The sequence below is a fragment of the Lactococcus taiwanensis genome (assembly GCF_014905395.1).
Classification (GTDB): Bacteria; Bacillota; Bacilli; order Lactobacillales; family Streptococcaceae; genus Lactococcus; species Lactococcus taiwanensis.
Window position 1 is genome coordinate 269151 of sequence record NZ_BNDT01000002.1, and the last position, 16476, is coordinate 285626.

General features: G+C 38.1%; 14 protein-coding genes. 11 read left to right on the top strand and 3 right to left on the bottom strand.

Annotated elements, in window-relative coordinates:
- Nucleotides 1-27 precede the first annotated feature (27 nt).
- A complete protein-coding gene (locus JKP71_RS03600) occupies nucleotides 28-840 on the bottom strand; it encodes a peptidylprolyl isomerase (protein WP_200407058.1) in 813 nt (270 codons plus the stop codon).
- A 381-nt stretch (nucleotides 841-1221) separates the two neighbouring features.
- On the opposite strand from JKP71_RS03600, the gene JKP71_RS03605 reads away from it, so the two are divergent.
- From JKP71_RS03605 to JKP71_RS03635, 7 genes are all read left to right on the top strand, one after another.
- The gene (locus JKP71_RS03605) at nucleotides 1222-1860 is read left to right on the top strand and encodes an amino acid ABC transporter permease (protein ID WP_200407059.1); all 639 of its coding nucleotides are present in this window, start codon (nucleotides 1222-1224) and stop codon (nucleotides 1858-1860) included.
- A 7-nt stretch (nucleotides 1861-1867) separates the two neighbouring features.
- The gene (locus JKP71_RS03610) at nucleotides 1868-2512 is read left to right on the top strand and encodes an amino acid ABC transporter ATP-binding protein (RefSeq protein WP_200407060.1); all 645 of its coding nucleotides are present in this window, start codon (nucleotides 1868-1870) and stop codon (nucleotides 2510-2512) included.
- A 71-nt stretch (nucleotides 2513-2583) separates the two neighbouring features.
- On the top strand, nucleotides 2584-3411 hold the full coding sequence (locus JKP71_RS03615) for an amino acid ABC transporter substrate-binding protein (RefSeq protein ID WP_200407122.1): 828 nt from the start codon (nucleotides 2584-2586) through the stop codon (nucleotides 3409-3411).
- A 1-nt stretch (nucleotide 3412) separates the two neighbouring features.
- A complete protein-coding gene (locus JKP71_RS03620) occupies nucleotides 3413-4159 on the top strand; it encodes a histidine racemase CntK family protein (RefSeq protein ID WP_200407061.1) in 747 nt (248 codons plus the stop codon).
- 80 nt (nucleotides 4160-4239) lie between these two features.
- Nucleotides 4240-5673, top strand: coding sequence for an amino acid permease (locus tag JKP71_RS03625; RefSeq protein ID WP_200407062.1), 1434 nt, complete (start codon nucleotides 4240-4242; stop codon nucleotides 5671-5673).
- A gap of 173 nt (nucleotides 5674-5846) precedes the next feature.
- Nucleotides 5847-6638, top strand: a complete 792-nt coding sequence (locus JKP71_RS03630; RefSeq protein ID WP_075524811.1) for an NADPH-dependent FMN reductase — start codon at nucleotides 5847-5849, stop codon at nucleotides 6636-6638.
- A 51-nt stretch (nucleotides 6639-6689) separates the two neighbouring features.
- Nucleotides 6690-7667, top strand: a complete 978-nt coding sequence (locus JKP71_RS03635) for an FAD:protein FMN transferase (protein ID WP_200407063.1) — start codon at nucleotides 6690-6692, stop codon at nucleotides 7665-7667.
- A 38-nt stretch (nucleotides 7668-7705) separates the two neighbouring features.
- Here JKP71_RS03635 and lysS read toward each other — a convergent pair whose 3' ends face one another.
- A complete protein-coding gene (gene lysS, locus JKP71_RS03640) occupies nucleotides 7706-9190 on the bottom strand; it encodes a lysine--tRNA ligase (protein ID WP_267905514.1) in 1485 nt (494 codons plus the stop codon).
- 307 nt (nucleotides 9191-9497) lie between these two features.
- Here lysS and JKP71_RS03645 point away from each other — a divergent pair, with 307 nt between their 5' ends.
- From JKP71_RS03645 to JKP71_RS03660, 4 genes are all read left to right on the top strand, one after another.
- Nucleotides 9498-10469, top strand: coding sequence for a YeiH family protein (locus JKP71_RS03645; RefSeq protein WP_373298599.1), 972 nt, complete (start codon nucleotides 9498-9500; stop codon nucleotides 10467-10469).
- 121 nt (nucleotides 10470-10590) lie between these two features.
- Complete coding sequence (gene thiI / locus JKP71_RS03650) at nucleotides 10591-11817, top strand: tRNA uracil 4-sulfurtransferase ThiI (protein WP_200407065.1); 1227 nt, start codon at nucleotides 10591-10593, stop codon at nucleotides 11815-11817.
- Between the two features lie 267 nt (nucleotides 11818-12084).
- Nucleotides 12085-13494 carry an MFS transporter gene (locus JKP71_RS03655; RefSeq protein ID WP_200407066.1) on the top strand — a complete coding sequence of 470 codons (1410 nt, stop codon included), beginning with the start codon at nucleotides 12085-12087 and terminating at the stop codon, nucleotides 13492-13494.
- A gap of 149 nt (nucleotides 13495-13643) precedes the next feature.
- A complete protein-coding gene (locus tag JKP71_RS03660) occupies nucleotides 13644-14249 on the top strand; it encodes an FMN-dependent NADH-azoreductase (protein ID WP_200407067.1) in 606 nt (201 codons plus the stop codon).
- Between the two features lie 124 nt (nucleotides 14250-14373).
- Here JKP71_RS03660 and JKP71_RS03665 read toward each other — a convergent pair whose 3' ends face one another.
- Entirely contained in the window at nucleotides 14374-16425 is a 2052-nt protein-coding gene (locus JKP71_RS03665) for a cation:proton antiporter (RefSeq protein WP_075524806.1), read from the bottom strand.
- Between the last annotated feature and the right edge of the window lie 51 nt (nucleotides 16426-16476).

Below are 16476 nucleotides of genomic sequence, written 5' to 3' on the forward strand. Positions count from 1 at the left end.
TGACGAAGCTGTCAGTAACTTTTTATGTTAAAATTTCCAATCTTTGATTACTTTAATTCCTGTAATTTTTTCAGGTTTTACTGGGGAAGAACTTTCTCCAGATGAATTGGTTTCAACTTCAGCAGAAGCGATCTTGTCAACAACATCCATGCCCGAAATAACTTGTCCAAACACGGTATAACTGCCATCAAGGCTAGGGTATCCCCCTTTTTTATAAGCATCCTCAATCTTTGAAGGACGTAAAAAATTAGAAAGTTGACTGCTCATATCTTCAGCATTTTGAACGATGAAGAATTGGGAGCTACTTGAATTGGCTTGACCAGTGTTCGCCAATGATAAAGCGCCACGGATGTTGTAAAGTTGGTTTGAAATTTCTGTTGCAAAAGGCTGGTTGTCATTCACGACCGATTTACTACCAGTTCCTTGATTTGAAGGATCACCTGTCTGAATCATGAAATTTTTAATAACGCGGAAGAACTCATTATTTTTATAATAGTCTTCTTTAGCTAAAGTGAGAAAATTTTCAACTGCGAGTGGGGCAAGTTTAGGAAAGAGTTTAATCTTGATATTTCCAGCACTTGTTTGAATTTCGACTTCAGCTTCATCTTTACCGACAGTATCAGTCAATTGGGGAAGCTTGAGTTTATCAAGACTTGTCTGACTGGTCTTTTTTCCATCGATTCCGGTAGGTTCACTGGATTGTGTACTTGTCTGTGTAGTTTGCTGAGTAGAGGTTTCATCATTTTTGGGTTGATTGGCTAGAAAAATTAATAAGCCAACAACTACAATGAGAACGACCCCTAATCCCACATAAAGGAGAGGTGATTGTTTCTTATTCATAGCAATATTTTAACATAAAAATGGACAATTATAAATTTCTATCACAAACTTCTTGCAATTTTTATGAAAAAGGTATAGAATAGAAAAAAATCAAGAAAGGAGAATCACAAATGTATAACTATAATTTATCTTCACTCCATCATCATGTGCATAGATAAAAGTTGTGTCATACAGTAGGTATAGATACAGCTTTAGAGTACGCTCAAGTATCTATGCCGGTGATTCTCAAGAAGACCGGTTGTAAAAGACAGCCGGTCTTTTTATTTGTTCGTACTTGCCTTTGTAAATTTTATTTTCAAAAAAATAAATATAGACAAAGGTTATTTGTTTACTTATATCAGTCTGAAAATTCTGATAATTAAAGGTTTAGAAAGGAAAAAAATGTCTTATCTTTTTGAGATTTTCCCACAACTCGCTCAGGGATTTATTGTTACCCTTCAAGTTTTTATCATTACACTCATTCTAGCTATTCCACTAGGGGGCTTATGCGCTTTCCTTATGCGTTTACCAGTAATTAAGTGGTTGTTAAATTTTTATGTGTGGATCATGCGAGGAACCCCCCTACTTTTGCAAATTATCACGGTCTACTATGGTTTACCTCTTGTAGGTCTAAATATTCAAAGTCGGTTGTTTGCTTGTCTTATCGCCTTCGTTCTAAATTATGCTGCTTATTTTGCCGAGATTTTCCGAGGGGGAATAGCTGCTATTCCACAGGGACAATATGAAGCAGCAAAAGTCCTTAAATTTACTTCTTGGCAAACAGCACGACTGATTATCCTTCCCCAAGTTGCTAAGATTGTTTTACCTAGTGCAATGAATGAAGTGATTAATCTTGTTAAAGATAGCTCTTTGGTTTATATTGTCGGTTTATTTGATATTGTGTTGGCTGCTCAAACCGCGATGAATCGCGATGTGACTCTTGTACCAATGTTTATGGCTGGCTTGTTTTACTTAGTGTTTATTGGTATTTTGACTCTTTTAGCCAAACAACTTGAAAAAAAATTCAATTTTTATAAGTGAGGAAAATATGTTAGAAATAAAAAATTTAAGTAAGAAGTTTCAAGAGAAAATTATTTTTGAAAAGTTTAATTTACTAGTGAGTAAAAATGAGATTCTTGCAATTGTGGGTCCTTCTGGCGGAGGAAAAACAACACTTTTACGAATGCTTGCAGGTTTGGAACCTATTGATCAAGCCGCTATTAGCTTAAACGAAGAAGTTTACCAACTTGAAAATCAGTTATTTGATCAGGTACGTTTTGGTTTTGTTTTTCAAGATTTTCAACTATTTCCGCACTTGAGTGTATTAGAAAATTTAATTCTTAGTCCAATCAAGACACAAAAAACTACTAAAAAAGTAGCGATAGAAAAAGCCAAGCAAATTTTAGAAGGGCTAGAATTACAGGAACTAGCCTCACTTTATCCCTATGCGCTCTCGGGAGGGCAAAAACAAAGGGTTGCGTTGGCTCGGGCAATGATGATTGATCCAGAAATTATTTGTTACGATGAACCAACGAGTGCGCTAGATCCAGCGCTTAGAGATCAAGTTGCAGAGCTACTCCTTGCTAATAAAAAGCGAGGGGCGACACAGATTGTTGTGACCCATGATCTTTCTTTTGCTGAAAAAGTAGCAGATAAGATTTTACAAGTTAATCCGCGAATTTCTGCTGACTGACCGTTCTGTCAGTTGAAAATAAAACAGTAACCAATAGTTGAAGAGATAAAAATGGAGAAAATAAAATGAATATGATGAAAAAATTAGCACTCACAAGTTTGACGGTCGCCGCAGGTTTCCTTTTGGTTGCTTGTTCAAGCTCCACAGCGAGCCAAAAGAAAAATGATACATGGAAAACAGCCGAAAAAACTAAAACAATTACCATTGGTTTTGATAATACTTTTGTACCGATGGGCTTTAAAGCTAAAGATAATACAAATCAAGGATTTGATATAGATTTAGCAAATGCTGTGTTTAAAGGATATGACATTAAAGTAAAATGGCAACCAATTAATTGGTCAATGAAAGAAGCCGAACTTAAAAAGGGTGACATAGATCTTATCTGGAATGGCTATACAGTAACTAAAGCACGTGAAAAACAAGTTCTCTTTTCTAAACCATATATGGCGGGTCAACAAGAACTAATTACCAAAGCTGAAGCTAAAATTACCAAAACTACTGATATGAAAGGTAAGACAGTTGGTGTGCAATCAGGTTCATCAGGTTATTCAGATTTCAATGCCCAACCTGAGGTCTTAAAAAATGTCGTATCTGGTAAGACAATCACTCAGTATAGTAATTTTGATCAAGGGTTCCTTGATCTTCAAAACGGTCGAATAGATGGCTTACTTGTTGACCAAGTTTATGGTGATTATTATTTAAAACAAAATAAACTAGGAAGTGATTATAATACGCTCTTGATGAATTATACTAGTGAACCTACCGCAGTTGGTGCGCGTAAAACCGATAAAGAATTGATCACGAAAATTAACCAAGGAATTGATCGACTTGTCAAAAATGGACAATTTGCTAAGATTTCACAAAAATGGTTTGGTAGAGATGTCTATCCTGGTAAATAAAATGGATTACTCTTATAAAATTTATTATCCTGGGGGTAATAAGACAGCCCTCGTTCTGGGTTTAGTTGAAGAAAATACGATCCGAAAAGAAATTAATGACGACATCTTAACGCGACACCCTGATGTTGAACAAGTGGGGTTTATTTCAACAACTGGCTCCCCACAATTGCTAATGGCAGGAGGCGAATTCTGTGGAAACGCTAGTCGTTGCGCAGCTTACGAATATCTACATGGAGAAGAAGGAGTACTTTCTCTGAAAGTTTACGATGGATCTTGGACAATTCGTGTTGGAATCGAAAACAATAGAACTTGGGCAGAAATACCTCGTTTTTCAAAGTTAGTGGATAATGTGACGCTACTAGCCCAAGGGATCTACAAAGTACGCTTGCCAGGAATTACCCATCTGGTTTGTGTGGGTTTGAAAAAGACGCCTCAACAAGAGGCACAAAAAATTATGGATTGTTATCAGGAACAAGCCGAGTGCCTAGGTGTCATTTTTACTGATTTTATAAGGATTCAGCCTATTGTTTCAGTTAAAAGTCTTCAAACGCTTTATTATGAAACGGCTTGTGGATCAGGATCTGTGGCAGTCGCACTGGTCAAAGCGCACCAATCATCAGATTTCAAGAATCTTCCGCTTTTACAACCTTCCGGTGAGCAACTTATAGTAGAACTTGATGGAGAGCGACCAGTTATCAGCGGAAGGATAAGCGAACTGTCGTATTTTTCAGCGAAAATAGATTTGTAAGAGCACTTTAGCTCACAAAGTGATAAAATAGAAAGGTCGTAGTTTTCATTTAAAATAAGTAAATATAATAGGTAAAAATTTTGGAAAAGCAAAATCAGGTAAAGCGCAACCTTAAACAGCGCCATATAACAATGATTGCTCTTGGTGGTACGATTGGGACGGGTTTATTTTTAACTTCAGGTGCCACCATTACTCAAGCAGGACCTTGGGGTTCTGTGTTGGCCTACTGTTTTATCGGAATTATGGTTTATTTCGTAATGACCTCACTTGGCGAGATGGCAACTTACTTGCCAACATCGGGTTCGTTTTCAGACTATGGTGGACGTTACGTTGACCCTGCCTTTGGCTTTGCCCTTGGGTGGAATTATTGGATCAATGGCGCCATTACAATAGCAGTAGACCTAACAACAGCTGGTCTTATTACGCAATTCTGGTTTCCGCATGTCCCTTCTTGGATATTTTCGGGAATAGCTACAATCTTAATTTTCATAATTAATGTATTAGCAGTTGGTGCTTTTGGTGAAACAGAGTATTGGCTTTCTACAATCAAAGTTATTACTATTGTACTTTTTTTGATCATAGGCATTTTAACGATCGTTGGTGTGTTAGGACAAGGCAATGTGGATGTGATGGCTAATCTATCAGCAGGGAACCACGGTTTTGTTGGAGGAATATCGGGATTTGTAGGCGTACTTTTAATTGCTGGCTTTTCATTTCAAGGAACAGAGTTATTAGGCGTCACTGCAGGTGAGTCTGAAAATCCGGGGAAATCTATTCCTAAAGCTATGAATTCAATCTTTTGGCGTATTTTGCTCTTTTACATTTTTTCTATTGTAATCATTGCTGCGATCATTAATTCTAATGATCCACGCCTACTCAATCCAAATTCTACTGCTGTGATGAGTCCCTTCACAATTGTTTTCAAAAATATTGGTTTTGCTGTCGCAGCTTCAGTAATGAACGCGGTCATTTTAACGTCAGTTATTTCCTCTGCAAACTCTGTTATGTATGCCTCTACGCGGATTCTTTATTCACTAGGACAGGAAAAAGGTGCACCAAGATTTTTCGGACGTACTGCTAAAAACGGAATTCCTTTTTACGCTTTGTTGGCGACTACAATCATTTGTCTTATTGCTTTTTTGACGGGAATATTTGGGACACAAATTTACCTGTTTCTAGTTGATTTATCCTCACTGACGGGATTTCTGGCTTGGCTTGGGATATCTGTAAGCCATATTCGCTTTCGTCGAGCATATATTACTCAAGGTAAAAATCTTGATGATCTACCTTACAAGGCAAAATGGTTTCCTTTTGGGCCTATTGTGGCCTTATTAATGACTGCAGCGATTGCGATTAACCTTGATCCATCTTTACTTTTCAGTGACCATTGGGGAGAAGGGTTAGCTATGTATGCAGCAATTCCCATCTTCATTGTGCTCTATTTTGGTTATAAGTGGAAATATAATACTAAAATTATTCCACTTGAAGAAGTCGATTTAAGCCGTGAAAAATAAAAAAGCGATGTCTTAAAAGGCGTCGCTTTTTAGCGTGTAAAATGCGGTCATGTGATAGAATAGAAGTTAAAAGGATTTTAATAGACTGATGTCATGGTAAGCTACTTATCATTTGATAAGTAAAGAAAAGTAATACAATCAGACATCAGATACTTTCAAAAAAGTGAGAGATAATGAAATATATAGCAATTGTAGGAACAAACGCAAGTTTTTCTTATAACCGAAAACTGCTGTGGTATATGAAAAAACACTTTAGTGATCAAGCAAACATTGAAGTTATGGAACTAGCAGGTTTGCCACTTTTTTGTGAAGATGAAGCGACAGTGCCTAAGGATGTAAAAAGAATTGCGGACGCAATCGAAACTGCCGACGGTATCATTTTTTCTACCCCAGAATATGATCACGCAATCACTGCTGCCCTTAAATCACTCATTGAATGGCTTTCCTGGGGGCCAGTTAAAGTACTTGCTCAGAAGCCAGTGATGATTGTTGGAACTTCTCTCGGAAGTTTGGGAACTGTATTTGCTCAAGAAAATTTACGGCAAGTTTTAAGTTCTCCAGGAGTGGAGGCTTTTGTCCTTCCCACACACCAATTCTTGTTAGGACATGCGAAGGCAGCTTTCAATGAGCAAGATGATTTGAGAGAGGCTCAAACGATAGAGTGGTTAGAGCAGTGTTTTAAAGCATTTGTCTCTTATTGTCGAATTTTAAAACCGTTGCATCAAAGTGAGGAAACAAAAGAATCAGATGATCAGCTCTCACACGAGCTAGAATTATCAAATGGTTTAGATCCAAACATGGATGGACAGTGGCAAGAAGAGGTTCAATTTGAATTTTCTGCAGTATCAGATGCTGATACGGGTGCTTCAGAATATGAAATTCCCGATCAAAGTGAACCCTCCGTCTATCAACAGTTGCTTGATGATTCAGACGACTGGCTAGCTCCTCTAAAGGACTCCAAATAGTATGAGTTGAGAAAGCTATTCAGTCATTAACAGGCCACATAGGAAAAAATCATGAAAAAAAAAGAGCCGTTCGCACTTCATAAGATTTCAAAAAAATACCGGGCCCTTGGGACAGTTATAGAACTGACCCTTTTTGGCACTCAGTCAAAAGAGTTATTAGATGAAGCGTTTGCGTTAATTCAGTACTATGAGGAACTTTTAACAGTTAATAGAGAAACGTCTGAACTTATGGCTATTAACCTTTCAGCAGGGCTAGAGGCAGTTCAAGTTTCAGCTCCAGTCTATCAGTTAACCAAACTTGCCATACAAAAAAGCCAGGAACATTTTGGTTTTAATGCGGCAATTGGGCCTTTAGTAAAACTTTGGCATATTGGTTTTTTAGACGCTAAACTTCCAGCTGAAAAGGAAATTCAAAAACAACTTGTGTTAAGTAACCCTGATCATATTTTACTGAAAGATGAAACTTTTTCTGTTTTTCTTCCCCAGAAAGGTATGGAATTAGATTTAGGAGGGATTGCTAAGGGTTATATCGCTGATCGGATACAGGATTTATGGCATGCCAAAGGTTACGAGAGAGGCATTATTAATCTGGGAGGTAATCTCATCTTGATGGGTGATCCCCCGCACCATTCAGATGGGCAATGGCGAGTAGGCATTAGAAACCCACTCGATAACAGTAGGCAATCCATTGTACAAATTATTGCGGGTGAAGGCTCCGTTGTGACTTCAGGTATTTCTGAGCGCTACCTCGACATAGGTGGAAAAAAATATCACCATATAATTGATCCTGAAACAGGATATCCCCATGATAACCGGATTGCGAGCGTCACCGTCTTTTCTAAAAAATCAATTGATGGTGAGATTGAAACGACACGTCTCTTCTTTGCTGATAAACCCCAAGAAAAATGTTTACTAGAGGGGCGTGGGGTTTATGGTGCTCTTTATGTCACTCGTGATAGAAAGATTATTGCTGTTGGAATACCTAGAAATCAGATTAAAATTCTAGATGAGCGGTTCACTTTAATTTGATAGAAAAAAACCTTTACTTTAAAGTAAAGGTCTTTTATTTATTTCATGGTTGGGAAAAGTAAAACGTCACGGATTGAAGTTGTACCAGTAAAGAGCATTACTAAACGGTCAATACCGATACCAAGTCCACCTGTTGGTGGCATGCCGTGTTCGAGCGCCTCGATATAATCATAATCGACACCTGTTGCTTCATCATCACCAAGTTCTTTCGCTTTAGCTTGCGCTTCGAAACGTTCCAATTGGTCAATTGGGTCATTCAATTCGCTGAAAGCATTGGCGTATTCTTTACCGTTGATGAAAAGTTCAAACCGATCAGTAAAACGTGGGTCTTTCTCGTTCATTTTAGCAAGTGGTGAAATTTCTTTTGGATGACCAAAAACGAAAGTAGGTTGAATCAAAGTTTCTTCAACATATTTTTCAAAGAATTCGTTAATGATATGACCAACAGAAGTGAAATGTTTTTCAACATGAATATCATGTTCTTTTGCAAGAGCTGTTGCTTCTTTAAAAGTCATCTCAGGCCAGAAATCAACTCCAGCAACTTCCTTGATGGCATCAACCATGTGAACACGTTTGAATTTTCCACCAACATTGATTTCTTTACCATCGTATTCAAGAACATCTTGACCGACCACTGTTTTAGCAACGTGTTGGAAGATTCCTTCTGTCAAATCCATGATGTCTTCAAAATCAGCATAAGCTTCATAAGATTCCATTGTTGTGAATTCTGGATTATGAGTCATATCCATTCCTTCGTTACGGAAGACACGGCCAAGTTCATAAACTTTTTCCATTCCACCAACAATCAAACGTTTCAAATGTAATTCCGTCGCAATGCGAAGCGCCATATCAATATCAAGTGTATTGTGATGAGTATAGAATGGACGAGCAGCAGCACCACCGGCTTCGTTGTTAAGCACTGGCGTTTCAACTTCAAGATATCCACGACCATCCATATAACGACGGATTTCACTGATAATTTTAGAACGCGTCACAAAACGATTGAAGCTTTCTTTATTTGAAATCAAATCCAAATAACGTTTACGATAACGTGTTTCAGTATCAGTCAAACCATGGAATTTTTCAGGCAAAGGACGAAGCGCTTTTGAGAGGAAAGTCAATTTTTTGGCTTTAATTGACAATTCACCCATATCAGTTTTCATGATTTCGCCTTCAACTCCGAGGAAATCTCCAAGGTCAGCTTTTTTGAAAATTTGATAATTTTCTTCGCCGACTTCATCCTTGCGGACATAGAGTTGAATTTGACCTTCACGGTCTTGAATATGTGCAAAGCCGACTTTTCCTTTACCACGCTTTGTCATTAAACGTCCAGCGACGATACCTTGAAGTGCAAGTTCATGCAACTCTTCTTTTGATTTTTCATCATAGGCTTCATGCAACTGTTGAGAGTTGTGTGTGCGGGTAAATTTATGTCCAAATGGGTCAATTCCTGCCTCACGCAGATTTTCCATTTTTTCACGGCGGACTTTCATTTGGTCATTAAGTTCTTCAATTTCAGCCAAAATAGTACTCCTTGTAAATTTTATTCTCCCTATTTTAACATATTTTTAAAAAATTGACAGTTATTTTTTTGATGGTAACCGCTTTAAGTCGCGCTTTTTCGGTTATTTTATTTATCCATTTATTTATTTGTCTTCTCATAAGTAATAATTAAAAAAAGTAATTAAAGCAATAAGAATAATTTATTTTACAAAAATAGTTTGAGTGTGTAAACTAGAGAAAGTAGTTTTTAAAAAGAGTAGGAGAAGAGAGATGGATTTATTGAAAAGAAAAACACAGGACTTATCTAAAATTGGACCTGGTTTTTCCATGGCTTTGGTAATAGCTATAGTAAGCTATTTACTCAATCGTTTTGTCTTGCAGGGTTTAGGCGCAGCCACCATTGCAATATTACTAGGAATTATTTTAGGGAACGTATATTTTAAGCAGCCAATCCTCTTTTTGGGGACGGCCTGGTCAGAGAAAAAGTTGTTAGAATTCTCAGTGATGTTTTTAGGAGCTACGGTTACTTTTCAAACGATTGGAAAGCTGGGTTGGTCAGGGGTAGGCTTTATTATTTTGCAGATGATTGCCACAATCATATTTGTTTTATTTATAGGTAAAAAATTAGGCTTCTCGCATAATATCACGGTACTTATGGCCTCTGGTAATGCAGTTTGTGGTTCTTCAGCGATTGCTGCAGTTGAGCCAGTTATAGGAGCAGATACAGGCGAGAAGCGCACCTCAATTGCAATGGTTAATCTGATGGGGACTATTTTGATGCTCACTCTTCCTCTTATTGGGACGTGGCTATTTGGTTCTAATGATTTATTGAGAGGAGCTCTGATTGGTGGAACAGAGCAGTCTGTCGGACAGGTAGTAGCCTCAGCGACAATGGTCAATTCGGAAACGACAACCCTAGCAACTCTGTTTAAAATCATGCGCATCATTCTCCTTGTCTTTGTTGTCCTTTATTTTGGGACTAGACACCAAAAAGAACGGAAAATTGAGACTTCTCCTTCGGACATTAAGCTGAAACGGCAATCTTTTCTTCCTTGGTATGTGATGGGTTTTCTCGTGCTTTGTACCCTCGATACTTTTGTGCATTTTGCCCCTGAACTTTCGGCTACTGCTAAATTCATTTCAGGTTGGTGCGAAACTATTGCACTTGCGGCAATTGGGTTGCGTCTTAATCTTGTAGAATTTGTTAAAGCAGGAAAAAAATTACTCATTTATGGGATTTCTACCCTCTTATTCCAAGTGATTTTGGCCTTTATTTTGATTAGTTTACTTCTTAAATAAAGAAAAAAGATATATTTTTTAAATGAGCCAGAACTTTTTTAGAAATTTTGTTATAATAATTGAGCAAAGTCTGGTGTAAATCAAGGAATCAGGCAAAATTTATAGAAATAAATGGGTTAATATGGTAGTTTACGATGAAATTATGGTTCGCTACGGCGAACTTTCTACGAAAGGTAAGAACCGAGGTTTTTTCATTAATCGTCTAGCAAAAAATCTTCATGAGGTCTTATCTGATCTTACAGAATTAAAGATTACAGCGGTACGTGATCGAGCACATATTTTACTAAATGGCGCAGATTATCAAGAAGTCTCTCGTCGCCTGTCAAAGGTGTTTGGTATCCAAAATTTTTCTCCTTCAATTAAAGTTGAAAAATCAGTACCGATACTTAAAGAGGCAGTTATTACTTTATTTAAGGAAATTTATAGGGAAGGGATGACCTTCAAAATTGCAGCACGTAGGGCAGATCACCAATTTGAGTTAGATTCTACGGAATTAAATATGACTTTAGGGGATGTAGTTTTTGATAATTTTGACTATGCGAAGGTACAAATGAAACAACCTGATATTACCTTGCGTGTCGAAATACGACCAGATGCAGCTTATTTAAGTTATGAAACTCTAAAAGGAGCTGGCGGAATGCCCGTCGGAACTGCTGGGCGTGGGCATTTAATGCTCTCTGGGGGAATTGATTCACCTGTTGCAGGTTATTTAGCCTTGAAACGAGGGGTCGAAATCGAGGCCGTTCATTTTGCGAGTCCTCCTTATACGTCACCTGGCGCGTTAAAGAAAGCGAAAGATCTTGCTGCAAAATTGACAGCCTTTGGGGGCTCTATTACATTTATCGAAGTGCCTTTTACTGAAATTCAAGAAGAAATAAAAGCAAAAGCCCCCCAAGCCTATTTGATGACCTTAACTCGGCGTTTCATGATGCGCGTGGTTGACCGCATCCGTGAAGCTCGTGGTGGAAAAGTTATTATTAATGGTGAGTCTTTAGGTCAAGTAGCTAGTCAAACTTTGGGTTCTATGTCTGTTATTAATGAAGTAACCACAACACCAGTGATTCGTCCGGTTGTGACAATGGATAAAATAGAAATTATTGAAATTGCTGAAAAAATAGATACTTTTGATCTATCCATCTTACCTTTTGAAGATTGTTGCACTGTGTTTGCTCCTCCTGCACCCAAAACAAATCCGAAATTAGAGAATTGTTTACAATATGAGAAACGTCTCGATGTTGAGGGGATGGTGGAACGGGCAGTTAATGGCATTATGCTCACGACAATCAGCGGTGAAAATTGGGATCAGGAAGAAAAAGTGGAAGAAGCAACTTTTGCGGATCTCTTATAGAAAAAGCTACTTCTTTGGAAGTAGCTTTTTGACAGACTATGGTTCGTAGTTTACTCTTGACAAAGAAAAGAAACAAGACTATAATAACTAATGGTATTTATTAACTAGAAAAGTTAATTAAAAGGAGCGCTTATCATGCATAAGCGCTCCTCTTATCTCTAAAAATTTGTTAGGTTTAAGTATAGAAAAACAGGAAAGTAAGATATTTTATTTTTGCTCTAAAGTACGAACATACTTGACTTTGACTGTGTCATAGAAAGGAAAAAAATGTCTGATCGGATTAAAGCGCTAATTGCGCTAGGTATTTTTACGTTTATGTCGACATTGGATGGCTCAATTGTAAATATTGCTTTGCCAACAATGTCGAGAGAGCTTCATGTTTCTACGGCTCAAATTACATGGGTAGTGACGATTTATTTAATTGTGATTTCAGCTATCGTGCTGATTTTTGGTCGCTTGGGCGACTTAATTGGTAAATCAAAAATTGCTCGCATTGGTTGGGGAATTTTTATTTTAGGTTCATTTCTTGCTGGGGTAAATTTCGGCGGTGGCCTTGGTTTTCTGCTCTTTGCAAGGATTGTTCAGGCTATAGGGGCCGCAATGTTCATGGCTACTGGTTTTGGTATCATTTCAGAAATTTTCCCACCTGAGCGCCGGGCGCGTGCCTTGGCAATCTCTGCCATGTTTGTTTCGGTAGGATCAATAGCTGGTCCTGCTCTTGGGGGATTAATTTTACAAGTAGCAAGTTGGAATTACATTTTTTGGATTAATGTGCCGATAGGTATCATTGCTTGGATTTTTGGGAGTCGTGCACTTCCTAAAGAGAGCCCCGAAGGAAAATGGTCAGATATGGATGTCACTGGAGGAACATTGATGACCTTGGTTATTGTGTTACTCTTTTTGGCTTTGAACTTTGGTCAAACTTTGGGATGGACAAATCCTATGATCATTATTGCGGTGATAGTTGGTTTGATATTATTGGTTGCTTTCATTGCAACGGAGAAAAAAGTAGCAAAACCTCTATTGGATTTAGGAATTTTTAAATCTAAATTGTTCACCATGAGTATCATTATGGCACTTTTTAACTTTACAGTAGCAATGTTTTCAAGCATTTTACTGCCGTTTTACCTGCAAGACTTTAGAGCTTATGCACCAGGTTTGGCTGGTCTATTTATGATGGCTTATCCTGTTGCAATGCTCATTGCTAGCCCTTTAGCAGGCTCAATTGCTGATAAGATGGATAAGGAAATTGTAACTTTTGTAGGTATCTCAGGAATTGTTTTATCTCAACTTGGTTACTTACTAATTAACCCACATTCAGCACCATGGTTTGTGGTAGTTATTATTGCTTTTCAAGGAATGTCAATGGGAATCTTCCAGAGCCCAAATAATGCTTTAATCATGGAAAGTGTTGAGCGACAATATCTTGGGATTGCAGGATCCGTTAATTCATTAGCACGGAATATGGCATTTGTTTTGGGAACGTCATTGGCTACGCTTATCCTATTTACTGCAATGTCAAGTAAGCTGGGTTATCGGGTTAATACCTATCTTCCTAACCAACCCACTGCATTTTTACATGGTTTTCATGTGGCCTTTTATTTCTCTACTTTTTTAGTACTGATTACCTGGATTTTAGGGCTGATCCGCTTATTAGGTCGTAAAAAAAGCGCATAAGACAACCTGAAAAGGTTGTTTTTTACTGATGAGGCTGTCAGAGCTTTTGATGAGTTTACATGTGTAAATGTTCACGTACTTTTTTGTTCAGGTTTACGAAAAAGTTTGATATAATGATTCTCATATCATTATAAAAAAGGAAATGAATTATGACTAAACTTCTCGTTGTTAAAGGACATCCCCTGACTGCTGACTACTCTATGTCACTTAAGGGACTTGACGCATTTGTTGCTGCTTACAAAGCTGCTCATCCTACAGATGAAATCGAAGTCCTCGATGTTTTTGATGGTACAATCCCCTCACTCAATACGGAGCTAGTAAGTGCGATGTTTGCTGGCGAAGGTGCTCAATTGACAGCTTCACAGCAAGAAAAGTTGGCCCGTTTCGGTGAACTCACAGAACAGTTTTTGGCAGCAGATAAAGTGGTTATCGCCAATCCAATGTATAATCTGATGATTCCTGCAGAATTGAAATCTTGGGTTGATACTGTGAATGTGGCTGGTAAAACCTTTAAGTATACGGCTGAAGGTCCTGTTGGACTTGCAGGTGGAAAAAAAGTATTGCATCTCCAAGCTAACGGGGGAGTTTATAGCGCACAAGATCCAGCGACTGTTTATATGTCTGCGATCTTTAACTTCATCGGAGCTGATTTCAAGCAAATTGCTGTTGAAGGGCATGCTTATGATCCTGATAAAGCAGATGCCTTGCTTGCTGAATTTATCGCTAAAGTTGAAGCAGCAGCTCAAACTTTCTAATAAAAAAAGCTCTTTAGGGGAGCTTTTTTATGTTTATCCAAAAAAAGTTACTGACGGCTTGGTCAGCAACTTTTGATGTGCATACCAATAAAAATAAGGTTAAGAAAAAGAACTGATCAGACGGTCAGTTCTTATTTGCTTTTTTACGACGTTCAAGAAACTCAAAAAGTAAAGTATGATGATTGCTAGCCAATGAATAATCTTCCAGTACGTTTACATTGATACGCATTTCCCTAGCTTCACGTGCCGTAATATCACCTGCCGCCTCGTATTCAAAAATTACTTTGCGCTCGAGGTAATAAGCGCGCATCATCTCAGTCAGATTGTTAGGCTGAGCTTTGTTCATGACACGAGAAATGTGTCCACCAGCTGCAACAATCTCAGATGTTCTCAGACGTTCTGCTTGCAGAAAGTTGAGCAGTTGTTCATCAAAAACGCCATTTAAATTATCCAAAGCTTGCAAAATAAGTTCAGTGTTATTAAAGTAAAGCTCAGTAATTTCATCACGCGTCGTTAACATCACAGCCTTTGTTTTTTTGAAATAAAAGTCCACATGTAGAAGCTTAGACATAAGCAGATGGAAAGTCCGCATCATAATGACATACGCGAATTGGAAACTCGAAACAAGAGAATGGACAATACTTGTTTCTAATGAACGAATATAACGTTGGTAGGTTCGATACGTGTACAGTGAAATTTTATTTTCGCGTAGTGCAGCCTCTAAACCTTCTGATTCAATCCGAATAATAAGCAGTTGCAGATCATTGTAATCCACGGCCATATCTGTTGACTCTTGTTCAATAATAAGTTGTTGAATCCGCTCTTGATAGGCATCAATAGCGATATTATAACCTTGCTTATTTTTAGCTTTTTTCATGTCATTACGCAATTCGTCAACAACATCTGACAAGATTGAAATCTTGGCAAGATTATCCACCTTGACCACTTTTTTAACGGCAAAGAAGGGCAAAATGAACATCCCGACTAAAAAGCTTAGTCCAGTCACAGCCGCAGCTAAGAAGACCAGAACGGGTTGCACATCACTTACATCACGTGGAATCAAGAGGATGGTCGCAATACTTACTGTGCCTTTAGAGCCTGCAAATGTTAAAAGTAAAATATCATTCCAGTAAGCAGAAAAAAGTTGTTTACGCCGAAGCGATTGGATCCAATAATAAAAACTGATAACCAAAAAACGTAAGACGAAAAGTCCAAGGGTTAAAATAACTGTGAGGAGGAGAAGGTGAGTCGATGAGTAGACCGGATTCACCAAAAGTGGAACCACCAGTTGATAAAGTTCAATTCCAAGGAAGAAGAAGACGATTGAGTTCAGAATAAAAGTCAGAGTATCCCAGATTGTACTCTTTAACTTGGCAACTTGTGCATCAAATAAAGTGGTTCTCTTTAAACCATTGGCGGACATAACCCCAGCTACTACAGCAGCAATAATACCAGAAACACCTAATTCTTCAGCGATCAAAAAGGCAGATAAAGGCACGGCTAATTCTAAGAGTAAATATCCTGAGACATCCCGTGCATCAACATCTTCAAGTAACCGTAAGACCAGGCCCTTAAAATAAATGAGGACAAAACCAATAGCTGCACCACCAATGGCAGCGATAACTAGCTTCATCGTTGCATCAGGCAAAGAGAAATAACCAGTTACCAAAGCCACTAGGGCAATCTGAAAGGCGATGATTCCGGAAGCATCATTGAGCAGACCTTCCCCTTGTAGAATACTCATGACCCGTTTTGGAAAACTAAAGTTTTTGGACAACGCACCGACAGCCACAGCATCGGTGGGAGCTAAGCTGGCGCCTAAAGCAAAGCAAGCCGCTAGAGGAATTCCAACGTATACCCAGTGTGATAACAATCCAAGCCCCAGTGTAGTGATAAAAACCAGTGGAAATATCAGTACAAGAATAATCTTACTGTGTTTTAAAATATGCTTAACATCGGCCTCTTCGCTTTCACGAAAAAGCAAGGGAGCAATAATAAAACCAAGGAAAAATTCAGGAGCAACATGAAGAATATCATCTGCACCAAAAAAACCCAAAATCAACCCAAAAACCACTTGAATGAGGGGGAGGGCAAGTTTTGGGAAGACTTTATTAAGAACATTGGAAAGAACAAGGGTTAGAAGGAAAACGATGACATAGAAAATAGTATGGAGCATAGATTCCTTTCATTCAATTAATAATCAAGCACAAAAGCTTTATAAGTTAGG

What these genes read in the sequence shown, in the direction of transcription:
- JKP71_RS03600 (WP_200407058.1), bottom strand. Translation starts at nt 840, where the DNA reads ATGAATAAGAAACAATCACCTCTCCTTTATGTGGGATTAGGGGTCGTT.
- JKP71_RS03605 (WP_200407059.1), top strand. Translation starts at nt 1,222, where the DNA reads ATGTCTTATCTTTTTGAGATTTTCCCACAACTCGCTCAGGGATTTATT.
- JKP71_RS03610 (WP_200407060.1), top strand. Translation starts at nt 1,868, where the DNA reads ATGTTAGAAATAAAAAATTTAAGTAAGAAGTTTCAAGAGAAAATTATT.
- JKP71_RS03615 (WP_200407122.1), top strand. Translation starts at nt 2,584, where the DNA reads ATGATGAAAAAATTAGCACTCACAAGTTTGACGGTCGCCGCAGGTTTC.
- JKP71_RS03620 (WP_200407061.1), top strand. Translation starts at nt 3,413, where the DNA reads ATGGATTACTCTTATAAAATTTATTATCCTGGGGGTAATAAGACAGCC.
- JKP71_RS03630 (WP_075524811.1), top strand. Translation starts at nt 5,847, where the DNA reads ATGAAATATATAGCAATTGTAGGAACAAACGCAAGTTTTTCTTATAAC.
- JKP71_RS03635 (WP_200407063.1), top strand. Translation starts at nt 6,690, where the DNA reads ATGAAAAAAAAAGAGCCGTTCGCACTTCATAAGATTTCAAAAAAATAC.
- JKP71_RS03645 (WP_373298599.1), top strand. Translation starts at nt 9,498, where the DNA reads ATGGCTTTGGTAATAGCTATAGTAAGCTATTTACTCAATCGTTTTGTC.
- thiI (WP_200407065.1), top strand. Translation starts at nt 10,591, where the DNA reads ATGGTAGTTTACGATGAAATTATGGTTCGCTACGGCGAACTTTCTACG.
- JKP71_RS03655 (WP_200407066.1), top strand. Translation starts at nt 12,085, where the DNA reads ATGTCTGATCGGATTAAAGCGCTAATTGCGCTAGGTATTTTTACGTTT.
- JKP71_RS03660 (WP_200407067.1), top strand. Translation starts at nt 13,644, where the DNA reads ATGACTAAACTTCTCGTTGTTAAAGGACATCCCCTGACTGCTGACTAC.
- JKP71_RS03665 (WP_075524806.1), bottom strand. Translation starts at nt 16,425, where the DNA reads ATGCTCCATACTATTTTCTATGTCATCGTTTTCCTTCTAACCCTTGTT.